Below are 25,342 nucleotides of genomic sequence, written 5' to 3'. Positions count from 1 at the left end.
ATAGATTTATTTGAACGCAGAAATAATTACCATTGGAGATGAAATTCTCATCGGGCAAATAGTTGATACTAATTCACAATGGATAGGTCAAGAATTAAATAAAATTGGAGTTTCAGTATATCAAATATCTTCCATACAAGATGAAAAACAACATATTTTAAATGCTTTAAAAGAAGCGGAAGAAAGGGCAGATATTGTTATTATTACTGGAGGGCTTGGACCAACGAAAGATGATATAACGAAGAAAACACTGGCAGAATATTTTAAAGATAATTCTGTGGTTCATTATGAGGAAGTTATAGAAAATATACAGAAAATTTTAAAAAGAGTTAATCATCCTTTTAATGAAGTACAAAAATATCAAGCGCAGTTGCCTTCAAAGGCAAAATTATTAATGAATGAATTTGGTACAGCACCAGGTATGTGGTTTGATGAAAATAATACTATTTTTATATCAATGCCAGGTGTACCTTATGAAATGAAAGGATTAATGTCCAAAAAAGTATTACCTAAGTTACAACAAAAATTTAGGTTGCCTTTTATTTTGCATAAAACAATTATGACTTATGGTACTGGAGAAAGCGTTATTGCTGAAAGAATAGAGGAATGGGAGGAGAATTTACCTTCTTTCATAAAGTTAGCTTATTTGCCTTCATTTGGCAGGGTGCGTTTAAGATTATCTGCTAAGGGAGATGATAAGTCACTTTTAGAAGAAACTATGGCTGAAAAAGTTCAAGAGCTAAAAAAGTTAATTCCAGATATTATTGCCGGTATTGAAGATGGTGCATCTATAGAAAAAAGAATAGGCAGCTTGTTAAATGAAAGAAAACAAACACTCTGTACAGCAGAAAGCTTAACAGGAGGAAAGATAGCATCAACAATTGTTTCAGTTAGTGGTGCATCTGCTTATTATTCTGGTAGTTTTATTACGTACACCTCTAAATTGAAGCAGGAGTTGCTGGGGATACCGAAAGAGATAATTGAAAAGTATACAGTGGTAAGTGAAGAAGTAGTTAAACAGATGGCTCAGTCTGCTAAAAATAAACTAAAAACCGATTATGCTATTGCTGTAACAGGAAACGCAGGTTCGTACTACTGATGATACTGATAAAAGTGTGGGGGTTGTTTATATAGCTATTGCAAATAATGAAGGCGTTGAAGTACAGGAGTTTAATTTTGGTCAGCCCAGAGAAAAAGTAATAAATAGGACGGTAACTAAAGCATTAGAATTATTGCAAAAAAATATTATGAAAAAATAACGTGTAATATTTTGTTTAATTCTGTTAAAAGTTCGTATATTTGCACCTCGTTTAGAAATAACACTATAAAACTGTCAAGAAGATGTCTAGAGTTTGTGAATTAACAGGAAAAAAAGCGATGGTTGGTAACAATGTATCACACGCTTTGAATAGAACTAAAAGAAAGTTTAACGCTAATTTAATGACTAAGCGTTTCTATATTCCAGAAGAAGATAAGTGGGTTACCTTAAAAGTATCTGCTTCTGCATTAAAAAATATTAATAAAAAAGGAATCTCTGCTGTAATTAAAGAAGCTAGAGAAAAAGGTTTCTTAACTAAATAATTCCTTACTTAGATAAAATTTTACAGAGATGGCAAAAAAAGGAAACAGAGTTCAAGTAATTTTAGAGTGTACTGAGCACAAAGGTACTGGACAACCAGGAACTTCACGTTATATTACTACAAAGAACAAAAAGAATACTCCTGATAGAATGGAATTAAAGAAATTTAATCCAATCTTGAAGAAGATGACAGTTCACAAAGAAATAAAATAATTAGAGATTTAAAATATCAAACAATCGTATTTGAAGTTTTAAAAAACAACCAATAACCTATAGGACATGGCAAAGAAATCAGTAGCAACTTTACAAACAGGTTCAAAAAGATTAACCAAAGCTATCAAAATGGTAAAGTCTCCTAAAACTGGAGCTTACACATTTGTTGAAGCTATTATGGATCCTACACAAGTAAATGACTTTATAGCTAAAAAGTAATTCTTGTTTACAGTTTAGAAAAAAGCTACTTTCAAATTTTGAAGGTAGCTTTTTTTATGTATTAAAAAACTGTACTTTTGAGCATTACCCTTCGAGTTAGGTTTTAGTATACTAAAGTATCTGATTCTTAATGCGAAAAGTAATCGTAAAAAATGACAATTTGACCATATAGTGAGTTTGGTATGGTTTTTAACCTAGTATAAGCGATTATAAAATTTAACTATGAGTTTTTTTAAGAACATTTTTTCAAAGGAAAAAAAAGAAACATTAGATAAAGGCTTAGAAAAAACAAAGACAAGTTTTTTTTCTAAGTTGTCAAAAGCTGTTGCTGGTAAAGCAAAAGTAGATGATGATGTATTAGATAATTTAGAAGAAGTTTTAGTTTCATCTGATGTTGGTGTTGATACTACATTAAAAATTATTGAGAGAATTGAAGAACGAGTAGCTCGTGATAAGTATTTAGGTACTGAAGAATTAAATCAAATTTTACGAGACGAAATAGCAGGATTACTCTCTGAAACGAATACTGGAGATGAAACTGATTTTACTATTCCTGAAAATAAAAAACCATATGTTTTAATGGTTGTAGGTGTAAATGGTGTTGGAAAAACAACTACTATTGGTAAATTGGCTTCACAATTTAAAAAGAAAGGATTGAAGGTTGTGTTAGGAGCAGCTGATACTTTTAGAGCCGCAGCTATTGATCAATTACAGGTATGGGCTGATAGAACAGGAGTTCCAATTATTCGTCAAGAAATGGGGTCCGATCCAGCTTCTGTTGCTTATGATACCGTTCAGTCAGGATTGAACCAAGATGCTGATGTGATTATAATCGATACAGCAGGGCGTTTACACAATAAAGTTAATTTAATGAATGAATTAACCAAAATTAAGCGTGTTATGCAGAAGGTAATTCCAGATGCACCTCATGATGTGTTATTGGTATTAGACGGTTCTACTGGTCAAAATGCTTTTGAACAAGCAAAACAATTTACTAAAGCTACTGAAGTAACATCGTTAGCAGTTACTAAACTAGATGGAACAGCAAAAGGTGGGGTAGTTATAGGAATTTCTGATCAGTTTAAGATTCCAGTTAAATATATTGGAGTTGGAGAGGGGATTGATGACTTGCAAGTTTTTAATAAGCATGAGTTCGTAGACAGCTTTTTTAGATAAAAAATATAAATTTCATAAAAAAACTCCCATATTGGGAGTTTTTTTATGAAATTTATTAAATAGATCATAACTTTATTTATTTAAACCAGGCTCTCTAATTATTTCTTTTTTAGCTATTTTAAAAGTATTAGTAGTGAATTTAGATAAAAGAACTTTTAAATTTGATAATAGTTTTTCATAATCGAAGCTTTATTTATCACTAATTATAAATGTCTTGATATCTTCTTTAGTATCCAAAAAGGATACACCTAAATCATGTTGCAATTGAGTTTGTAAATCATCAAATTCAATTTTTTTCCAAGTATAATTGATTCTTTTTGATTCATTATTAAAAACAATTTCTTCTGCGTATTCAGAATTCAATACTTCCGCTATTTTTTTTAAATTACAATTACTTACTTTTATAGAATCGGATAAATTATAAACATAATTAACAAAGTTTTTTTTAGTAGATTTAAAGTTATTGTATTTTGTTGAGTCTAGAATTTCGATGGCATATGATTTGTTGTTTTTTTCTTCTAAGCGTAAATTCCATTCATCAAGAATTGTTGTTAGAATAGTTTTATTTACTATTGAATCACTATTTTTTGGTTCTATAAAAACATTAAAAAATTGATTTTTCAACTCTTTATTTCTAATCTTTATTATGCTTGTATCTACTCTAAGTAATATTCCTAAAACTTCTTTTAAGTCAATTTTATCTGCGTCTATAAAAAGAGGGTAATTTCTTAATTGATTTTTAAAATTTCCATGTTTTCTATATACTGAACTTATCTCTAGGTTAAAATTTTTAGTTTCTAAACTAATGGATTTTTTTTTGCAAGATGATAAACTAATTATCAAAACTATAATTATAACTTTTCTAATCATTTTTTTGTTATTAATATTGGTAACTTATTCACTATCAAATATAATTTTTATTTATAAGAAAATATTACGTTAAAATATTTTTTAGCAAGGGGGAGTTGTTTGTTATTTAGCTATATAACAAATATTCATGGATTTCAAGACTATTAAAAATGATGTTTTAATGGAAGAGTAAATTGTTTTACATTCTTGATTATAGTTCAAAAGGCTTTTATGCATATACACAAATTTGAATATTTGGTATTTGATGTGAACTCTTTGATTTAAAAAGTATGTAAAGATTATATTAAAGAGATATTTTAAAAAGGAGTTATTGAGGTTTTAAGTTATAAATCAAATTTAATTTTTAAGTAAATAAAGTAGCTGATTTTCTTATATTTGGCTATCAAATACATAAATAATGAAACAGCTTATTTTAATTTTAGGATTTACTTTAGTTTTTGTTGCTTGCAAAAAAGAACTTATAGAAAATGGTTTTAAAAAATATAATGAAACTTCTGAAATAAAGGAACAACAAAATCATAAAAATCCAAGAATGAAATTTAAGTTAATTCAATCTAAATATATAAATTTAGGGAAGTCATTTGAGCCTTTTCAAAAAGAATTAGCTAGTTTTTCTGAAGAAGATTATCAAAGCCTGAAACCACTAATATTGGAACAAAACATTCCATCAATTCAAAAAAGTATTGCTGAAAATATTTTTAATTACGAGAAGTTAACATTATTCTATTTATACAGAATAAGAAAATTTGAAATGGATAGTACCAGATCTTTAAATGCTATCATATCTTTAAACCCGAGAGTTCTAGAAGAGGCAAGAGCTAGAGATAGAAATGGGCTAAACGATTTTTCTTCTGTTTATGGAATGCCTATTTTATTAAAAGATAATATAAATACTCAAGAAATGCCTACAACGGCAGGTGCTTCAATTTTACAAAATAATTTTACTAAAAAAGATGCTTTTGTTGTTCAAAAACTGAAAGAAGCTGGTGCTTTAATTTTAGGGAAAGCTAATTTAAGTGAGTGGGCATATTTCTTTTGTAATGGATGTCCGTTAGGGTATAGTGCAATAGGGGGGCAAACATTAAACCCTTATGGAAGAAAGAATTTTGAAACTGGAGGGTCTAGTTCTGGAAGTGGAGTTGCTGTTGCAGCTAATTATGCAATTGCAGCAATAGGAACAGAAACGTCAGGTTCAATTACATCGCCATCAAGTCAAAATTCGGTAGTAGGTTTAAAACCAACAGTCGGATTGTTAAGTCGATCAGGAATTATCCCGATTTCTAGTACTCTAGATACTCCAGGACCTATGACTAAAAGCGTAATTGATAATTCCATTCTTTTAAAAGCAATGATTGGATATGATAAGTTGGATACTATTACAAGTATGGTAAAGTTGATGAACAATGAATTTAGTACCAGTGATCGGAATAAAAATCATCTTAAAGGAAAGAAAATAGGTTTTTTAACAGCATTAGTATCTGATTCTATTTATAAACAAGCAATCGATAAGTTAAAGTTAGCTGAAGCTAAACTTGTAGAACTCGCTCCTGAAGAAATGAATTATGAAGGTTTTTTAAATTTATTAACGACAGAGATGAAACATGATTTACCTAATTACTTTAAGTCTTTAGATAATGATGCTAAAACAATTACTTCAGTAGATGAGATTGTAAAATTTAATAAAGAAGATTCTCTATTAAGAGCCCCTTATGGGCAACAACTGTTTATGGGAGTAGTTAATGATACAACTTCAAAAGAAGAGTTAATGAATATTAAACTGAAGTTAAAAAGTGAGGGTGAAAAATATTTTCAAGCGTTGAAAAATGATAAGGTAGAGGTACTAGTTTCTATAAATAATTACCATTCAGGAATTGCAGCGGTATCAAATTACCCTACTTTAACAGTACCAATGGGATATAAAAAAACAGGAGAACCAATTAGTTTAACTTTTATAGCTAAACCAAAGTCTGAAAAAACATTATTAGCGTTTGGATATGCCTTTGAACAGTTAACCAACGTGAGAAAAATTCCAGAAGCATATAAATAGTTTATTAAACTATTAATTTTTAAACAAAGCTCGTTGTTAAAGCTGAGAATGCTAAATTTTCACTATTAGCTTTTTCTCCCATGTAAATTATTGCGTAGGTGCTTTTAATCACTTTTGCTAGAGCTCTATAAATGTCTCTTGGTGTATTTGGAGTTACGTATTCTTTTTTAAGAAGTATTTGTCAATTTAGTTCTGAGATATTTTGACCCTCTATTATATTAAAGAAATAATTTTTTTTCTCCCATAGAAATCAATACTAGTATAGAAGTGAGTTTTTACATGTGCTAGCCAAATACCAAATTTTAGAGCTGCTATTGCCCTTTATATATTACTCTGCTAAAGTTTTCAGTTATGAAGTATCATAAAGCTATGGTATTTTCCTTTTTTAGATTGTTTAATAGATAAAAAAGGTGAAATACAGTTTTTATGACCTATGAATTTATTTTTTAAGACTATAATATAATAATAAGGTTCAATTAAAATGTATCTTTGCAGTCCAAAATTTTGATATGCGTACTAAATCACCAAAGCAAAATAAAATCAACGTAGTTACTTTAGGGTGTTCTAAAAATGTTTACGATAGTGAAGTGTTAATGGGGCAATTAGAAGCAAATGGTAAAAATGTTGTGCATGAAGATGAAAATGATAATGGTAACATTGTGGTAATTAATACTTGCGGATTTATAGGTAAAGCAAAAGAAGAAAGTATAGATACTATTTTACATTATGCCCAACGTAAACAAGCCGGTGAAGTTGATAAAGTATTTGTTACAGGTTGTTTAAGTGAGCGTTATAAGCCAGATTTAGAAAAAGAAATTACCAATGTAGATCAATATTTTGGAACTCATGATTTGCCTAACTTATTAAAAGTTTTAGAGGCAGATTATAAGCATGAGTTGATAGGTGAGCGATTAACAACAACACCTCAACATTATGCATATTTAAAAATAGCTGAAGGGTGTGATCGCCCATGTTCTTTTTGCGCAATTCCTTTAATGAGAGGAAAGCATAAATCAGCACCAATAGAAAACTTGGTGATTGAAGCTACAAAATTAGCTAAAAAAGGAATCAAAGAGATTATGTTAATAGCACAAGATTTAACGTATTATGGGTTAGATATTTATAAAAAACGTGCTTTGGCTGATTTATTAAAAGAGTTAGTAAAAGTTGAAGGAATTGAGTGGATTCGTTTACATTATGCTTTTCCTTCTGGATTTCCTTTGGATGTGCTTGAAGTAATGAGAAATGAACCAAAAGTTTGTAATTACTTGGATATTCCTTTGCAGCATATCAATAGTGAGATATTGAAATCGATGAAGCGAGGTACTACTCATGAAAAAACAACCTCATTAATTCATAAGTTTAGAGAGTTTGTTCCTAATATGGCTATTAGAACAACTTTAATAGTTGGATATCCAGGAGAAACTGAAGAGCAATTTCAAGAATTGAAAGATTGGGTAGAAGAAATGCGCTTTGAACGATTAGGTGCTTTTGAATATTCACATGAAGAAAATACGGGTGCATACGATTTAGAAGACAACGTTCCTGATGATGTAAAGTTTAGAAGGGTAAATGAAATAATGGAAGTACAATCTCAAATTTCATGGGAATTAAACCAAGAGAAAATAGGTAAAACATTCCGTTGTTTATTTGATAGAAAGGATGGAGGTTATTATTATGGAAGAACTGAGTTTGATTCTCCCGATGTTGATAATGATGTAATAGTTGATGCCAAAGATCATTATATAAAGTTAGGTGAATTTATAGATATAGAAATTCACGAGGCTGGAGATTTTGATTTGTATGGAACACCGCTAATTAAGCAAGAAAAACCAATTCCTTTAAATCAAAGAAGAAAAAAATAGTAAGAAAATTAATGTATTTAATATAATGAACTCATGGAAAAGTTAATAAAATACATTAATAATTATGTTTCTTTAGAAGAAGAAGAGCTAGAAATAGTTTTATCTTTTTTCAAAGAAAAAAAAGTTTTAAAAGATAAATTTGTTATAAAGAAAGAACAAGTAGTTACAGACTATTATTTTGTTGCTTCTGGAGGTCTTATTATATATGATATACTTCAAGAGGTACAATACACTCGTTACTTCGCCTTTGAAAATGAATTTATCGCTGATGTTGCTAAAATTAAGAAAAGACAGCGTTCAGATTCTTATATCAGAGCAATAGAGGATACTGAGTTGTATAGTATTTCTTTTCAAGATATGGAAACGTTGTATAATAGATTTCCATTATGGCAAAAGTTTGGTAGATTACTTTGGGAAGATGCCTTTGCAAGTGTTTTATATGGTATTCATAATTTTCAAACCTTAACAGCAAAAGAGCGTTACTTAGATTTATTAAAGCGATCAGATTTAATTTTTAGAGTTCCTTTAAAAGACTTGTCATTATTTTTAGGAATCACACCACAATCTCTTAGTAGGATACGAAAAGAAATTAGCTCTTCTGAAGAAAAAAACAAGCGATGTTAAGAGCATTTTTATTAAAATAAATTTATTTTTTTTAACGTGTGTTAATTACCATTTGGTAATTTCATGAACCTTAATTCTGGCAATATTTGTATTGAATTCAATCAATATAAATTATGTGTAGAAACAAAATAGTAATTCTAGCAATATTTCTTTTGGGCAAAGTGTATGGGCAAGTAACAGGTGATGTGTTTGTCTTGAATAAAGATAGAGATATGTTCTATCTTCATTACACCCCAGAAATAAATAATAATGTATTATACGATTACGAAAGAATAAGTGGTAAGTTAGGATTTAAACCAATATTTTTAAAGAAACTAACATTGTTTAATACTTTAGGAATGGATTATCATTCTATTTCATTTGGAAAAGAATCGCCTTCATTTTTAGCTAATAAAGAACAGTATTACAATGTAAATTATAGCTTATTAGCTCAGTATAGAATTTCAAGAAACTGGTCAATAAATACATTAATAATGCCTCATTTAGTTGGCAATTTTAATCAAAAGATTACAGTGGATGATTTTAAAATAAATGGAATTTTATTTGCTGAAAAAAGATTTAACACAAAAAATAAAAACACCTATTTTACTTTAGCTTTTGGGCTAGGATATTTAACATTATCAGGAGAGAATACTATTAATCCAGTGGTAAATATAATGGGAAATATTAAAAACAAAATATCGTTTGCCATTGGCTTACCAAATACCTATGTGAAGTATAATTTTAATGATAAACATTCACTAAAAGTTTTAGGAGATTTAAATGACTTTACTACAAGAATAAATACTAGAGTTATAGTAAACCAACCTGATTATCAAAAAGTAAAACGTTCAGTTTTTACAACAGTATCAGTAGGTGCTGAGTATAATTATTGGTTAAACAAAAGCATTGGTGTTATGCTAAGAGCCACTTATTCATTATTTGAAAAGTATGAGATTCAAAACATAGATGATGCTATCTTATTTGACTTTTCTTCTCCATCAAAAGCATACTTATCAGTTGGTATAAAAATAAATCCGTTTAGATAATCATAAGAGATGAAAGAAAACCATTCAAATGAGAGAAGCTTTTCAGTAAAAAAGTTTCTTTTAGCAAGTATTCCATCTTATTTTTTTCCTGCTGTAATGTCCTGGACACCTGGCTGGATTATGAACGATAAGGAATTAATGAGTTCAAGTTATTCAACTATAGCCACACCATCATTAATAGCAACAGTACTAGTTTATTTAATTTTATGGAAAGTAGAATCAGATAATAACTCACTTAAAAATAGATATACTCGAATTTTTTTTATGTTATTAGTAACTATAAGTATTGCTTGTTTGTTTATTCTTCTATTTAATTTTCACGAGTTTAAATTTAATATAATCGTGTCTACAATTTTAGGAACAGTAATTACTGCTTGGAATCACCCTGTAAAATCAAAAGAGTTAGTATGAGTATTGAAAAACCAACTATAGTTGTATTCGGTGTTACAGGAACTGTAGGATGTGAAGTTTTAAGGTTGTTAAATTTAGAGAATTGTTTTGTAAGAGGAGTTTTAAGAAATCCAAAAAGGAGGGTGCCTATTAGCTTAAGCGGTAACAATAATACCATTAGTTATATTTCGGTAAATTTAACCTCAAAAGAAGAAATTAAAAGAGCTTGTTTTAACGTGGATGCAATTTTTCTATTAACAGGAACTTCACCTAATCAAATAGCTTATGAAACTAATATTATTGAAGTAGCAGAACGTTTGAATATTAAGCGTATTGTAAAACTTTCAGCACCAATTGTACCTGAAAATATATATGTTGAAGTAAGTGACTGGCACCGAAAAATTGAAAAAACGTTAGCTTCAACAGAAATAGATCATTGTTTTTTACAACCACATTCATTTATGCAAAATTGGGAGAGAAATACATTTACTATAAAATATTTTGGTAAAATATATGGAGTAATGGAAGATGCAAAAAGAAATTATGTTGATGCAAGAGATGTTGCTGAAGTTGCTGTAAAGTATTTACTGCAAAAAGAAGTTTTAAATGGAAAGTCAGTAAAAATTTCAGGACCAGAAGCTATATCACATGAGAGTATGGCACATAGAATTTCACATGTCACTGGTAAAAAAATTATATATGAAAACATAACCAGAGATGAGTTTTTAAACAAATTAACTAAGCAAGCAAAATTACCAGTATGGTTAGCTCGCCATATTGTTGAAATAGATGTTTTAGCTGTAAAGAATGAAGAACCAAATAAAGATACTATTGAAACTATTTTAAAAAGAAAACCTAGAATAATGGATGCGTATTTACAAGAGTCTAGAAACTTGTTTTTAAGGAAGTCATGGAAATTATTTTAGGGCATCTATATTACTTAACAAACCCTATTCATTTAGGGTTTTACTTATATAAAATGAAAAAGAATCTATTTTAATTTGAGCTATAGAAAACTCTTTTTTTGTTAAAAAATATGAAACATACAGTGAAGGGAGAAGTTTTTATAGGATGAATTTTTAAAGAAAATATTAAATGTAAAGCTATGTTGAATGAATAGCGTAATATGTAGTTTTATGTTTTTAATGTGAAAAAAAAAGTTGTTCCTTTTCCAACCTCAGAAGTTAACCAAATACGCCCTCCATAATCTGTTATAATTTTTTTTACTATTGATAAACCAATACCAGTTGAGTTTTTAGTGTTTTCAAGTTTTTGAAAAATGTCAAATATTTTTGTGTGATATTTTTGGTCAATACCTTTACCATTATCTTTTACAAAATATTGAGTTTGATCATTGTTTTTTGTAAAACCAATTTCAATTATCCCATTTTCTTTATCATTATATTTGATTGAGTTGTTAATTAAGTTTTGAAATAATTGTTGTAATCTATATCTATCTCCATGTATAATTGGGAAATTTTTATAAACAGTAATTTTTATGTTTTTAGGAACATAAATATGATCTAAGATTTCGTTAATTAGCGTATTTAAATCAATAAAAGAAGTTTTAAATCCTTTTAAATCTATTGTAGAATACTCTAAAATTCCGCTAACTAATGACTCCATTTTTGTAATATTATCGCTAATTAAGTTAATATATTTTATAGCTTCATCATTTAAGTTGTTCGCATGGTCTTCCTTTAGCCATGAAGTCAACGCGTTAATGTTTCTTAGAGGAGATTTTAAGTCATGAGAAACAATATGCGCGTAATTATTTAATTCCTTATTTCTGTTTTCAAGCTTTTTAAGTAAAGATTTTTGATTAGAATGAGCATTACAAGCCTCCAAGGTAATTGAAAACTTATTAATTACTGGTGATAACTGACTCATAGCTCTTTCATTGATGTCGTTGTTTTTTGAATATAGAAATAAAAAGCTATCTACATTAAGTCTAAAAATAACTAAAAATCCTTGGTTGATTTTTATTGGACTTAATTCATGTAGTAAGTTTTCATATTTTAGTAGTAAATGATCTTCAATACTATAAATTAAATCTTTTACTTTAGGACTTAGTTTTTGATTTATTTGATTTCCAAAAGGAACTGAATACTCTTTCACAAAATCACCTTCTTTATTGTTGATTACCCAACAAGCATTTAAGTTTAGGCGTTTTAGTAGTAGTTTTAGAAATTGATCGCAGTTTTCATAATAATCAAGTGATTTACCCAAACTCATAGAATACTCATAAAGTCTAAGGATATCTAATATTTGATTTTCTTTCTCCATAATTATAGTTATTCAAACAATCCAACAACTATAGTTTTGTTATAAAACTCTATGTAGCCATTACCATAAGAAGATATTTCTCCGAGAGTTAGGGCTCCACTAATAGAAACATCAGGATGTTTATCAAGAATAGAATTTGAAACATTTTCTAATTCTTGTTTAAATTGGTCATTCAAATATAAAATACGAGAAATACAGTCTATTATAATTGCAGTTTTAGGTTGAGTGGCCTTTGAAATACTTTCTTCGGCAGCATCTTTAGCTGCTTCAAGAAGTGATTTTGGGTCTCCTTTCATAACATTTATTAGTGTATTTTCTTCAACCTCCCCTATACAAACTAAAGCCTTTTCGTCGCCAATAGAAAGAGGTCCCGAATTATATAATCAACTCCTTGTTTAATAATACCTAAAGGATACCCCATCGCCATTTGGAAGAAATTATCTTTGGTAAATTTAGTTTGGGTATCTTTTTCAACAATTTTTTGGTAAATATCAAATGGAGCCTCCCAATTAATCTCCTCAATAATATTTTTTTTAGCTTTGGTTACGATATATGGACCTTCTAATTTTTTCCAACCATGTTTAACACCAATGCTTGATTTCATTTCCATAATACAAACAACTGCAGCATCTTCAAAAAAACCATCTTTAGAGAAAATACATGGAGCTTGTTTTAAAGAAAGGCTTCCAGCACCTCCACCAAAATAATTAGTTTTCATTCCATAATTTTCATAAAGTTTACTCAAGAAATTTGAAATGTAAGAAGTTAATCCGTCTACATAGGTTATTAAGCTATAATTTTTATTGTTTTCAAAAAAAAATGGGCTGACTGTGTATTGTTTTTTACTAATATTATTTATTGTTGACAGATGAACTACATTATATAATGAACTAACAACAATGCCTTTTTCATATGTAGCATTATTAAATATAACTTTAGGGAAAATTCCCCCTATAAAGCTTATACCATTTTTATTTAGTGAGTTTACAAGTTCTTTAATATTAATTTCTGTATGTTCACCAACAGAAATTAAAGCAGTATTGGTGTTAATATATTTTTTTATACTAGATGTAATTTCTCTTATGTCAATAGAGTTTATAAACATACATGGGGAGTTTTTGTAATCGAAATATACTAAAAAAAAACATCATTTAACTAATTAAATAATGATTATGTTATACCTGAAGTGAACACTATTTATAGGTTTATTTTATATAATGAAATTAGAATTTATTGAATGTAAATATAATTTTAAAAGTATAATTGATTTCACTTTTTTAGCTGTAATTTGTTGCTTAAAAATAAGTTGATGCTCGATTGTAATAAAAAGGGTTATTTTGATGATTTATTAAATCTTTAATCCATTAGAAACGTTTAGTGTATAACTAGGTATTTGTTTATTAGGTTTTTATAATAAATAGATGTTTTAGTTTCTTAAGTAATAGATACACGTAATGATTTAATTATATTGATTTTTATAAAACCTTATTTTTTTTTGTTAATTACAACTGTTGTCAGCTCCTGTTATTACTGGTTTTTTTAGGTTAACAGTTTGTTTTTGAGTAGATAATTTTGTTTTTTTTTCATATTAAATGAGTATATAACAGAACAAAAACTCTTTAAAGATAAAACAATGTGTGTGTTGTTTTGTTTCACAAAATATTCTTGAAAACAAAACGTAAAATTCGAAACTTAAATTAAAATGAAATTATTAACCCTTTTTAACTTTTATATTAAACTAGGTTTTCTAACCCCAAGATTAATTCCAATTAATTTTCTTAGGAAGCGTTGCCATTATCGGCGACCAACAGTATAACAAAACTCTTAATTATTAGCAGATTAAATAAATAGAGAATTAGTGTTTTATTATTGCTGGAATAGCGCGATATAGCAATTAGTAGAATCATCTTGTATTTTCTATTTACCGAGGTAAAGCAGTTATAAACTAAAATATATTATATACCTCTCTACTCTTTTATAATTCTTAAACTTATATGGAAGATTATATAAATTATAAATATATGTTAGAGTTACAGGTAAAATAAGTGGAAGAAAATAACTGAGAAATGAACAAAATGAATGACTTTGAGAATAAAGTCATATTTGATGCTAGCCTACACGATCTTGATGTGTAGTAATTGATTTGTTTACCGAATGGTAATCTATTAAGTTTAAATCATTAATAAAGACCCCTACTTATGATGTATCTATTACCAATTTAAAAGACTATACAATAAAACAACACTTGATTACTTACTATAATCAATGTTAATTATTCTAATACCTAAATAACTACGTAGCCTAGTCAAAGGCATTTTAGGTAATTATTTACAAACGGCTTATTTTTTCATGGTTTACTTTATCAGCGTTTATATAATCGTAACGGTGATAGAACTGGTATGAAATCGTACTGATTTTTACAAAAAAACACTCTTAATTACAATGTGCTTTTGTGAAAAAAGTAACTAAAAAATCTATGTATTTATCAAAGAAAATACATGGACTAGAGATACCTATACCCATATTAAACGATTGAGACAAGTATGGCGACAAAAGAAATTATCAAAAAAACTAAAGATTTTTAAAAATGAACAAAAAAATATTCAAAATAGCATTATTAACAACTATTGCAACTTTATCCTATTCCTTAAATGCACAGCATGTAATCGGAACGGTGCGTGCAATTGATATAAAGGCAGATACGGATCAACAGGGAGGCTTAGAAGGTATACGATTTTATGCTGCGAACAAAAGGTTAGCTGAATTTAATCCATCGAATAATATTTTCGTAGTAAGAAATTTTTTTGAAAAAGAATCCTATTTTCAAGGGAAGGCCTATTTCCATAACTCAATAGATGCGAGCGAACCTGCAATTTTTCGTAAGAAGACTAGTATTTATTCCGATCTTACAGTAAGTGGGATAAGTAGATTCTGGTCAAATATAGGAATAGGAATTGCTTCTCCACAGGAAGGGCTGCACTTAAAGGATAAAAATGTACGTGTCGATGGAGGGGGATATCAAAGTTGGGGACCAATAGTGTTACATCCTGATGTGGATAAAAATGGAGACGATATTGTTTCTTTTAGGAATAGTCAAAACTCTGAAATGGCAAAGCTTCATGATGGGGTACTAACTTTAAATTTTAACAGTAGTATTCATTCGCCTGGGATGCTTAGTATACGCCCGGGTACGAGTAACTCTCAAGAGGATATAATTTCATTTAAAAATGGAAGTAATCAAGAAATGGCAACCTTACAAGATGGAGTATTGACCTTAGATCAAATTCGTTTAAATGTAACGACATTTCCAGATTATGTTTTTGCTAGTAATTATACCCTTATGCCTTTAGATAAAGTAGCATCTTTTATCAAGACTCATAAACATTTACCGAACATGCCTTCTGAAAAAGAGGTTATTAAAGAAGGTATGAATGTAGGGCAAATCAATACTATTTTAGTTGAGAAGGTTGAAGAGTTAACATTATATACGATAGCACAAGAAGCTAAAATTAAAAAGCAAGACAAAGCCTTAAAGCTATTGGAAGAAAGGTTAGTTGAATTAGAAAAATTACAAACCACTAAAAAATAATAATATGAAGAGTTATATTGTTACCCTACTGTTATTATTCTGCTCTTTCATGACCTGTGTTTATGCACAAGATTCAAAAGTTTTTAGGTTTGTTTATGAGAATTCGCCAGCTACATCCAAAATGGTTTTATATCACAATACCAATACGAACGCTGCTGAGTTAAAAATAAAATCTTCTCAAGATTTTACAAATACAAAAGGATATTTAGATGCATTTATTTTACATAAAGTAGCTAATCAAAAGGGAAGAGTTTTAATAGCCTCTGCTAAAGCACCAGAATTTTTTTTAAAAGTTAACTCAAATACTAACGAAGTAACTATGAATAAAATTACTGAAGGGGCTAATGTAAATTCTTTTACTTGGGAGGTAATACTAAATAAAGAAACAGATACGAATATCGTAGCATTACAAACGATTTTAAAAAATCGTTTTGCTTTAAAAAAAGATAATCAACGATTGATTATAGCGGATAGAAAAAAGCAAGGAGGAACAGATGAAGATCAAAGTTTTTCTTTTCGATTAGAGCAAATAGTTAATGTTTTTTAAAAAAAAAGTACATGGATATAAAAAGATATACCACAATAATATACGTGTTTTGTAGCTTACTGCTTTTATCCATAAAAGCAATAGGCCAATCAAGACCACCAGTGTTAATCCTTTATGGAAATAACGAGTACACAACACATTTTGATACACAAAATCAATTAACGTCACAATTAATTAACAGTGGGCTAAAAGGACAAGCAACTGTTGAATTTTGGGTCATGAAAGGAGAGAACAATCCTTTAACACCAATGAAAGGAGGAGATGGTTCCTGGAAGTACTCTAACTTATTACAAGGAAGTATGGAGTTTACCCTAAGTGGAAACAAGGGAGTATTACAAGTTAATGTTGGTAATCAGGAAGAAACCATAGCCTTAAACGGAGAAAATGGATTTTGGAATAACCAATGGCATCATGTAGCATTTACTGTTAATCAAGCAAATTCAAGTTTAAAGCTATTTGTAGATGGAGAGCAAAAAGCAAATCTGTCGTATCCTAATAAAAATTTTCATCCAGAAACTATGTTCTTTATGGTTACGAACGATGATCAGTTGAGCATTGCTGAATATAGAGGGTGGAATAAGCTTCGAACTCTTCAACAGATTGAAGGAGGAAGATTATTAACCTATTCAAATGAAAATCAAAATAATTTAGAACGTTTGAATGGTAATGGTTTAGTAGTTGCTTACGCTGCTAATAGTGCTATAGAAGAAAGGGTTTCTAATTTACCTATGGAACAAATTGCTTGGAATAATATGGTTACTTCTGCAATGGAAACCAATATCCCTCAAGCTTCTAGAGTTACCAGTGCTATCATTAAATCGAATGAAAATAAGCTGCGATTAGCGGAATTAACAACGAACGTAGACCACCCGATTTATAGTCTTAAAGATGTGTTGCTCTATGCCTCAGATGGTGAGGGAAAAAACACTTCAGGCAAACCAGTTGTAAGTCTTAAATGGCCACATATTTCAGGGGCAACTAATTATATAATTGCTCGAAGAAATCTAGCCGATTCTCATAGTAATTTTGGTAACATAGCAACCTATAAACCTGCATCAAACACAGCAGTTTCTTCCTATGTTACTTTTGATGACGATGCTATCCTTCCAAATGAGTTGTACGAGTATCAGGTTACAGCAGAAGGGGTTCAAGGTAGTAATCCAGGGACAGATAATGGATTTGTATTTGCAAATGGAGTGATACATGGTAAAGTAGAAACTCCCAATTTCGTGGCTACTAAAGAGGTACTGCTAACTGCTGGTGCTATTACTGAGAATTTACAAATACCAGGGAATGCTTTATCGTTTTCTACAACTAGTAGCCCAATAGCCTTTAATGATGTTTCGTTATTTGAGGAGTTAAATCGTCAAGGTACCATAGAATTTTGGTATCGAACTCCTAATACAAGTGCTGCTACAAATACTATTTTTAAACTTAGCGAAATGGAAATTCGCATGAGTGGTTCGCAAATAAAGGTACTATCTAAAAAAGGACAACAACAAAATGAGACAAGCATTTATGTTCAAGCAAATAAGCCTAATGATAGTAATTGGCATCATTATGCTATAACTTTTGGAGCAGATGGAGGAGCAATATATATTGATGGTGGAATAAAGCAACCTACTAACAAAGAAACTCCTGTAGTACCTAATGCAGTGTCTCAAACTCCTTTTGAAGTAAGTTTAAACAAGGTGTCGAGATTTCTGGTAAATGCATCTTTAGTAAACCCTTACGAATTAGATGAGTTAAGAATTTGGAAAGTAAAAAGGCCTGTAAATGAAATTTATAAGTACTGGAATCTAATTTTAGGTGAAAATATTTTTACAGAATTAGCTGCTTATTATAGATTTGATATGAGAGATAAGCATAATGTATACAACCAAGCTGCAGAAACTTTAGGTAGGTTTAGAGGTACTTCAGTAAAGGAACTTTCTTTAACAAAGCAACCTTTTACTAGTGTATCAGACGGGAATACCACAATAACAACTTCAATTAGTTATGGAGTGTATACAAACCAAGATGGAAGGTATAGATTTACGAGTATTAATTCTGGTCGTCAAAATTTATCTCAAGCAAATAATTACTTAGAGTATAGAGTGACACCTAGCAAGCCAAACAATGAATTCTCACCAATATCTGAAATAAGAAATATTCCAAGAGAGCTAATGCCAAGAGAACCAGTACCTACCAATTTTACCAATATTTCAACATATGATGTTTCTGGTAAGGTAGTATACTTGGTAAATGAAGGAAATGAAACAGTAGAATATCCAACGATTCAAAGTACTGGAATTAAGTTAGACGGTGTTGAAGTTACAAGTGCAGAAGCAGGGTCTTTGGTACGAACAAACAATGAAGGAGTTTATAGAATTTCAGCAGATCCAGGTAGACATTTAATTTCAGCGGGGCAACCAACATTTGAAAGTACAAATATAGATATAGACCGTATAAGCTTAGACTTTAAAAATAATGGCTATGCTGAAACCATAGAAAAAGTCTCAAACGGAGTTAATCAAGGTTTCACCTGGTCTGGATTTTTAAAGCCAGATGTAAATACGCCAGGTATAGGAGGTAGTACAGAAATTCCAGAAATTCAAACAATATTTCATTGGGGAAAATTAAAATTGGAATTACATGAGAATAATAAACTAGTAGTAATTTCGGGAGAAACTCCTATACTATCAAAAGGTATCAATGGGAATTCATCCTATACTTTTTTTGCCATTACTAGAGATACTACAAATAATGTTTTAGGTCTTTGGGTAAATAATGATTATCAAACAGTTGCTTATTCTGGAGAAGAAATAGACAGTAAAGTGTATGTCGGAGCAAGCTATTTGGAGCCATCAAAAATGAAAAATTACTCTTTGGCTAATTTGGATATTTTTGAATTTAGAAATGAACATTATTCTCCTTCAGAGATAAGTGCTATAAAAGAGGGAGATATTGTAGAGAAAGATAAAGCTCATTTAAAGCTGTCTTATACTTTTGAACATAGAACTGGTGCTAGAGCCGTTAATTTAGCATTGGATTCGGGAATTCAAAATAATTATCTCTTTTTACACGAAGGCGCTTACTTTAATCAGGAATCTAGTTCACAATATTTTAGAAAGTCTAATTTTACGTATAAAGCATTTGAAGAAGGTGATAGTGCGAATTTGGTAAATCCTGAGAACACAGAGGAGTATTTGTTCAACCTTACAGAACCTGTATCAAATATAAATTTTGAAAATATTACAAGACGTTCATTTGTTGGAAACATCGTTATTCCTTGTAATTATAGTGTAGGAAACTGGACTGGTAAAATTCAGAGAACTGATGTTGCATTTCCAAGGTATGAACGACAAATTACTCCTAGTGATTTTAATAGTGAGAATAATTTATTTACAATTCATGACTTGGTGCCTGGTCAATATCGTGTAGAAATTACAAATGAAGATTCAGGTGATGTTGTACAATCTTCTATTATTGATTTGCAACAAGGAAATAAAAGTTACGATTTCCCATACCGTAAGGAGTTAAAAGCAGAATTAGTATTATATAGCGTAATGCCAGAAGAATTGGTGGCGATGCAATCTATGACAGAATTAGAAAGTAAAAGAATTACGCCAACTTGTGGTAATGATGGATCTATTTATAAACTTAACGCTGGTCAGAGTATTTTAGCAACCGTATCTGTTTTTGAACAATATAACGGAGGTAAATGTCCTGTTGAAGGAGCAGAAGTTAATTTAAATGGAGATATGATTTTTGCAGCCGCAGATGGATATTCAGATGCAAAGGGAAAACAATCATTTTTAACATTAGCAGGAAATCCTAATTTCATTGGAGACTATCTAAGAAACTTATCTATTGTTGTTAGTCATAATAATAGAAATATATCGGTAACTAAATCGTCTTACATAACTGGAGCACAAAGAGGAAATAAAGATTTTACACTAACGGATCCGACGGTAGGGTTCTTACTTTATGATCCGCCAGGTGATGGAAGTTCTTCTTCTTTAACTAGGGGTGCTTCTTATGCTTTTAGTAAATCTGTTGGAGGAGGTTTAGATATAACAACGAGTACCGCTGTTACTGTAGGTTCAGACATTGAAACCCAGATGGTTTCTTTAGCAATAGCAGCTCCATTAGGGGTAGGGATAGGACAAGGTCTTATTTATACAGTAACAGAACAATCATCGGATTTTTCGGGAAATATTGATACTAAATTTACATACAGGCATACTGAACAAAATGGAACTAAGGTTTCATTAGATCAAGCAATAAAAACACCTTCCTCTAAAGATATCGTAGGAGAAGATGCCGATGTGTTTGTTGGAGCTTCTCGTGTATTAACTTTTGGTACAGGAAAAACCTTGACAGTCGATGATAATTGCCAACCTAGTATCGATTATGATAAAACGGTAATGACAGCAGATGAGTTAACACCATTTGTTTATACACGTCAGGATATAGAAGATAGGGTGATACGTAATTTACAAGATTTATTAATTTATAAGCATGATCAATTATTCCCTCCAAGTTCTGATGAATTAGCCAATAGAAGTTCGTTAGATTACCAAGCTACTATTGATGGCTTTAATATTAATATGAATTCTGTTGATACAGACAAAGATGTTATTAATTATCTGTACCAAATCGAAAAGTGGAAAGAGATTGTTAAAAGAAAAACTAGAGAAGAGAAGCTCACCTATATGAACGAAGAAACGAGGTCTTTTGCTAGTACAACATCTGATTTAGAAACCGTTGGTGGTGGTTTAGGAACTTCTGTAACGCAATTAGATTCGCAAATATCTTTTAGTGGTGGAACTTCTACAACGTACACTTTAACAAGAGGAAATGATTCTAGCAATCAGGACTCAGGTGGGTCTAATTTCGGAGGAGGAACAACCATTAGTAATCGTTTGAATATTGCAGGAGTATCGTTTAGTTTAAAAACAGATCTTAAAACGATGGGAGTAGTAGAAGCAAGTGATAATACTCAGAATGCTAATTCTAGAGTAGATAGTTTTACACTTACTGATGGGGATGTAGGAGACCAATTTAGCGTTCGTATTGCAAGAGATAAAATGTATGATACTCCAATATTTTATTCGGTTGCAGGTCAGAGCTCTTGTCCCTTTGAATCTGGAACAGTTCCTAGGCAAGGAGTTGAAATTACTGTAGATAATGCTGTAAAGTATGGCTCGGGAGAAGAGTCTATTTTATATGAGCTAACGCTTCGTAACACACAAATCGCCAATGATGCTAGTTTTAAGTCTTACGATATAAGTATCAATGGAAATACAAACGAAAAAGGAGCATTAGTATATCTTAATGGGCAACAATTACTTAATGGGGTTGCTTTTCCAATTAGATTTGGAGCAGATGGAGAGTCACCTACAGGAGTAAATCAGGAAGTAAAAGCTCAATTGCGTATTGCGAGAGGTATCGATGCACCAGAGGAAATTTCGTATGAAGATATTGATATTCGAATCAGTATACCTTGTTATTCTAAGTATAACAATGATGAGTATAAGGAGGTAGGGGTGCAACAGTTTGATAAAGTTTCCTTAACAGCACATTTTACAGGTACATGTATTAGTGAAATAGAGCCAGATTTACCAATGAATAATTGGGTGGTAAATAATACGAGTGATAATAAATTAGATTTTAGGTTCCGAATACCTGAGGTAATAAATAATCAGGTAGATGATTTATTTTCTGTTGCCTTAGAATACGCATTACCTGGAAATAATGAGACTTTTGAATTGACTAGATTATCATTAACCGAGTTAAAAGAGAATATGAATTTAACTACAGGATTCATTTCTTATAAGGCAGATGTGTCTGGGATTCAAAATGGAGAATATCGCTTTAGAATTACACCTGTTTGTGATGATGGAGGTGCTAACTTATCGGCAAGTAGAAAGAGCCCGACTGAATTTGTACAAGGAGTTATTGCTAGACAAGCACCAGTAATTATTAGTACTAACCCAAGCAATGGAGGCGTGCTAACCCAGGGTGAAATTACCGCAGAGTTTAATAGGCCAATTAATCCGTTAACAGCCGTAAATAGTAGTTTTTCTCTTAGAGGAATTTTAGGAGGTTTACCCAAAGATTTGATATCTGCCGAGTTTGATAACGTGAACGATGAGGTAACTGTACCGCATCAACCAGAATTTAATTTAGAGGCAAATATTCCCTTTACAATAGAGGCATGGGTAAATCCTAGTTCATTACCTAATGGAGGCACAAATGTTTCTATTTTGAGCAAAGGAGGAAACTATGCTATAGCATTAAACAACCAGGGTAAAATAGTTGTAAACGATATCGTTCAAAGTTCACAGTCGTTACAGCCATTTAACTGGACGCATGTTAGTGTTGTATATGATGGAACGCAAACGGTAACTATATATTATAATGGTGTTTCTGTAGGTTCTGGAACTATTCCAAGTTTGATAACGAATGAAGCTCCTATTGAAATAGCTAAAGCAAAAGGAGGAGCATCTTATACAGGGAAATTAGATGAAGTTCGTATATGGACTGCACAGCGATCACCAACAGAAATCGTATCTAAAATGGACAAGCAGTTAATTGGAAATGAGGAAGATTTAGTAGCATATTTTGTTTTTGATGATAATGCATTAGAAGGAGTTAATGGAGCGCCAGATGAGGCCATTCGTGATTACACAGGTAATGCTATTGGAACCACTCAATCAGGATTAAGTTTCGTTTCTGGAAGTGCTGAAGCTGCTCCGTTAGATGTTAGTAAAGTAGCAAAAGATATGCAGTTTACAGTTACTACATCTGATAATGACACTAAGGTGCACTTAATACCAGTATTTAATGCTTCTTTCGTAGAGGGAGCAGAAATTACAGCAATGGTATTAAATAAAAGAGTAGAAGATCCATCAAGAAATAAGATAGCTGGAAAGTCATGGTCTTTTGTGGTAAATAAAAATACGATTGGTTGGAGCCAAAACAATCTTAGTATTCATCAATCACAGGGTGAAAGTACTACGATTTCAACTATTGATTTAGATAATTCTGAAGGAGGAACTTCTGTGAAATATCGTTTTAAACAATTACCATCATGGTTAAAAGTATCAAAAAATGGTATGGAAGTTGAAGAAAATAGCTTTCAGGATTTAGCTGCTGGTTTTGTAGAAAGAGAATTAGACTTCACAGTTGCTCCTTATTTAAATCCAGGAACTCACGAAACCGATGTGTATGTTGAAATAATTCAAACGATTAATAATGTAGACATTCCTATTGGAGTAGAAGCCTTTCATCTAGAGGTTGTGGTTACTTGTGCTATTCCAAATTTTGCAGAGAATTTTAATGCAAACGATTATTTTGGAAGTATGAGTATTACAGGAAATCTATTTATAAACAATAAGAAATCCATTGATACCAAAGATATTATTGTTGCATATAGTAATGGAGAGTATAGAGGGCAAGCCAATGTAGAATCTGATGGAATTGTAGACCTTAGTATTTTTGGAAATCCAGGAGAGTCCGGCTTATTGAGTTTTTCGGTTTGGGACGCATCAGAATGTACCGAGTATAAAGGGATTGTAGAAACATATTCGTACAGCTATAGAGAACGAATCGGATCTATTACTACTCCTGCTTCACTAACTGTAGGAGAGCGTATTTCAAAACGAATGGTACTCGTGAAAGGTTTCCAAGAATTAAGTTTTAATGTAAAAGATAATCATTTACATACGAAGTTGTCATTACAATCTATAAAAGGTTTAGTGTCTGGAGATGAAATATATGATTCTGAAACTTCAAGTCTAATAGCACGTGTAGCAGCAGATGGTTCGTATATAATAAGTACTGGAATGTCAAGTCAATTAGAGATAAGGAAAGCTTACACAGTAAAGGCTTCGTCGGCAAGGTTAATAATTGTTGAAGGGCTACCTGTTTCGTTAGATACTAATATTGATATTATGGAAAATATGATTACTGGTATTCCTTATTTTCCAAATGATTTGCAAACTCTTCCTATAGCACTTCGTTCTTTAAATGCCTCTACAGTTAGTATTGGAGATAGAATAGAAAGAAGAGGTTTACAAGCAGAATATACACAAGACGGATGGAAAGGAAGTTTAACACACTTAACTCCAGGATTAGGCTATTTGTATACGGCAAGTAAAGAGGGAGTATTAAACTATACGGGAATTGCAGGTAGAAAAGCAATGCCAGCTAATATAGTAAAAGATACCTCGGAAGATTATTTAGAAAAGGCAGCTGCTATTCATTGGAAAGTTGATCGAAATGCTTATCCTAACTTTATGTATTTGATAGGTACGATAGAATCTGTTGATATAGCAACTGATAAAGAGTATACTATTGGAGCTTTTGTGGATGGAAAAGTTAGAGGAATTGCCAAACCAGTGTTAATAGAAGATAGATACCATTATTTTATAGGAATTGGAGGTTTTCAAGAAGGAGAAGTTACTTTTCAGCTATTTGATGGTAAGGATGTCATCTCGTTAGATAATAGACTATCATTTTCTAGAGGGCTACGAGTAGGAAGTTCAGAAGAACCGTTTGTATTTGAATATTCTAGGAAAATATTAGAAGAGAATGATAAAAACGATACCTACATTTTAGGACAAAACACACCAAACCCAATGAAGGAATATACCCGAATTACTTATCAAGTTCCTGAAGATCAATTTGTAGATATTAGTATCTATAACATGATTGGTCAGAAAATATACACACTGGTTTCTCAAAATATAAAAGGGAATAGAATGCACAGTGTAGAATGGAAAAATGAAGGTGGTGATACTTCTTTAAAATCAGGTGTTTATATCTATAAACTAAAAACAAGTAATAAAACGATTACAAAAAAAATGATTGTAGAGTAATTTTGAATGACGTGTGATAATTGTTTAATTGTAAGGGGCATG

General features: G+C 30.7%; 17 protein-coding genes and 1 pseudogene. 14 read left to right on the top strand and 4 right to left on the bottom strand.

Going from position 1 to position 25,342, the window contains the following annotated elements; all coding sequences use genetic code 11:
- Window positions 1-10 precede the first annotated feature (10 nt).
- The 5 genes and pseudogenes from ACMFBB_RS06725 (at window position 11) to ftsY (ending at window position 3,187) form a co-directional block, all read left to right on the top strand.
- A pseudogene (locus ACMFBB_RS06725) lies at window positions 11-1,259 on the top strand (CinA family nicotinamide mononucleotide deamidase-related protein).
- Window positions 1,260-1,341: 82 nt separating this feature from the next.
- Window positions 1,342-1,581: a 50S ribosomal protein L28 gene (gene rpmB, locus ACMFBB_RS06720; protein WP_020082122.1), complete on the top strand. Its 240-nt coding sequence runs from the start codon at window positions 1,342-1,344 to the stop codon at window positions 1,579-1,581.
- A 28-nt stretch (window positions 1,582-1,609) separates the two neighbouring features.
- On the top strand, window positions 1,610-1,792 hold the full coding sequence (rpmG, locus tag ACMFBB_RS06715; RefSeq protein WP_093868832.1) for a 50S ribosomal protein L33: 183 nt from the start codon (window positions 1,610-1,612) through the stop codon (window positions 1,790-1,792).
- A 66-nt stretch (window positions 1,793-1,858) separates the two neighbouring features.
- Window positions 1,859-2,011: a DUF4295 domain-containing protein gene (locus ACMFBB_RS06710; RefSeq protein ID WP_093868831.1), complete on the top strand. Its 153-nt coding sequence runs from the start codon at window positions 1,859-1,861 to the stop codon at window positions 2,009-2,011.
- A gap of 222 nt (window positions 2,012-2,233) precedes the next feature.
- Window positions 2,234-3,187: a signal recognition particle-docking protein FtsY gene (ftsY, locus tag ACMFBB_RS06705; protein WP_435263671.1), complete on the top strand. Its 954-nt coding sequence runs from the start codon at window positions 2,234-2,236 to the stop codon at window positions 3,185-3,187.
- A 189-nt stretch (window positions 3,188-3,376) separates the two neighbouring features.
- On the opposite strand, the gene ACMFBB_RS06700 is transcribed toward ftsY, so the two are convergent.
- Window positions 3,377-4,057 carry a hypothetical protein gene (locus ACMFBB_RS06700; RefSeq protein WP_435263670.1) on the bottom strand — a complete coding sequence of 227 codons (681 nt, stop codon included), beginning with the start codon at window positions 4,055-4,057 and terminating at the stop codon, window positions 3,377-3,379.
- 397 nt (window positions 4,058-4,454) lie between these two features.
- Here ACMFBB_RS06700 and ACMFBB_RS06695 point away from each other — a divergent pair, with 397 nt between their 5' ends.
- The 6 genes from ACMFBB_RS06695 (at window position 4,455) to ACMFBB_RS06670 (ending at window position 10,937) form a co-directional block, all read left to right on the top strand.
- The gene (locus ACMFBB_RS06695; protein ID WP_435263669.1) at window positions 4,455-6,104 is read left to right on the top strand and encodes an amidase family protein; all 1,650 of its coding nucleotides are present in this window, start codon (window positions 4,455-4,457) and stop codon (window positions 6,102-6,104) included.
- A gap of 509 nt (window positions 6,105-6,613) precedes the next feature.
- Window positions 6,614-7,969: a 30S ribosomal protein S12 methylthiotransferase RimO gene (gene rimO, locus ACMFBB_RS06690; RefSeq protein ID WP_435263668.1), complete on the top strand. Its 1,356-nt coding sequence runs from the start codon at window positions 6,614-6,616 to the stop codon at window positions 7,967-7,969.
- A 33-nt stretch (window positions 7,970-8,002) separates the two neighbouring features.
- Window positions 8,003-8,593: a Crp/Fnr family transcriptional regulator gene (locus ACMFBB_RS06685; RefSeq protein WP_435263667.1), complete on the top strand. Its 591-nt coding sequence runs from the start codon at window positions 8,003-8,005 to the stop codon at window positions 8,591-8,593.
- Window positions 8,594-8,706: 113 nt separating this feature from the next.
- Window positions 8,707-9,621, top strand: a complete 915-nt coding sequence (locus ACMFBB_RS06680; RefSeq protein WP_435263666.1) for a DUF6268 family outer membrane beta-barrel protein — start codon at window positions 8,707-8,709, stop codon at window positions 9,619-9,621.
- A gap of 9 nt (window positions 9,622-9,630) precedes the next feature.
- A complete protein-coding gene (locus tag ACMFBB_RS06675; protein WP_435263665.1) occupies window positions 9,631-10,032 on the top strand; it encodes a hypothetical protein in 402 nt (133 codons plus the stop codon).
- Window positions 10,029-10,937: an NmrA family NAD(P)-binding protein gene (locus ACMFBB_RS06670; protein WP_435263664.1), complete on the top strand. Its 909-nt coding sequence runs from the start codon at window positions 10,029-10,031 to the stop codon at window positions 10,935-10,937. Before ACMFBB_RS06675 ends, ACMFBB_RS06670 begins: the two co-directional genes overlap by 4 nt.
- Before the next feature lie 208 nt (window positions 10,938-11,145).
- Here the strand turns inward: ACMFBB_RS06670 and ACMFBB_RS06665 are convergent, their stop codons facing one another.
- Genes ACMFBB_RS06665 through ACMFBB_RS06655 form a run of 3 tightly spaced genes read right to left on the bottom strand, consistent with a single transcriptional unit; the run spans window position 11,146 to window position 13,402 of the window.
- A complete protein-coding gene (locus ACMFBB_RS06665) occupies window positions 11,146-12,297 on the bottom strand; it encodes a sensor histidine kinase (protein ID WP_435263663.1) in 1,152 nt (383 codons plus the stop codon).
- Window positions 12,298-12,305: 8 nt separating this feature from the next.
- Window positions 12,306-12,629 carry an FIST C-terminal domain-containing protein gene (locus ACMFBB_RS06660; protein ID WP_435264278.1) on the bottom strand — a complete coding sequence of 108 codons (324 nt, stop codon included), beginning with the start codon at window positions 12,627-12,629 and terminating at the stop codon, window positions 12,306-12,308.
- Between the two features lie 5 nt (window positions 12,630-12,634).
- A complete protein-coding gene (locus ACMFBB_RS06655; protein WP_435263662.1) occupies window positions 12,635-13,402 on the bottom strand; it encodes an FIST N-terminal domain-containing protein in 768 nt (255 codons plus the stop codon).
- Between the two features lie 1,482 nt (window positions 13,403-14,884).
- On the opposite strand from ACMFBB_RS06655, the gene ACMFBB_RS06650 reads away from it, so the two are divergent.
- Genes ACMFBB_RS06650 through ACMFBB_RS06640 form a run of 3 tightly spaced genes read left to right on the top strand, consistent with a single transcriptional unit; the run spans window position 14,885 to window position 25,300 of the window.
- Window positions 14,885-15,886, top strand: a complete 1,002-nt coding sequence (locus ACMFBB_RS06650) for a hypothetical protein (RefSeq protein ID WP_435263661.1) — start codon at window positions 14,885-14,887, stop codon at window positions 15,884-15,886.
- A gap of 4 nt (window positions 15,887-15,890) precedes the next feature.
- Window positions 15,891-16,433 (top strand): hypothetical protein, encoded by a 543-nt coding sequence (locus ACMFBB_RS06645; RefSeq protein ID WP_435263660.1) that lies wholly within the window; start codon window positions 15,891-15,893, stop codon window positions 16,431-16,433.
- 11 nt (window positions 16,434-16,444) lie between these two features.
- Window positions 16,445-25,300, top strand: a complete 8,856-nt coding sequence (locus ACMFBB_RS06640) for a LamG-like jellyroll fold domain-containing protein (protein WP_435263659.1) — start codon at window positions 16,445-16,447, stop codon at window positions 25,298-25,300.
- The last annotated feature ends 42 nt before the right edge of the window (window positions 25,301-25,342 follow it).

Origin of the sequence: Tenacibaculum sp. nBUS_03 (assembly GCF_051201695.1) — a bacterium.
Classification (GTDB): Bacteria; Bacteroidota; Bacteroidia; order Flavobacteriales; family Flavobacteriaceae; genus Polaribacter.
The sequence above is the reverse complement of the archived record's forward strand: the minus strand, read 5'-3'. Positions and strand labels throughout refer to the sequence as shown.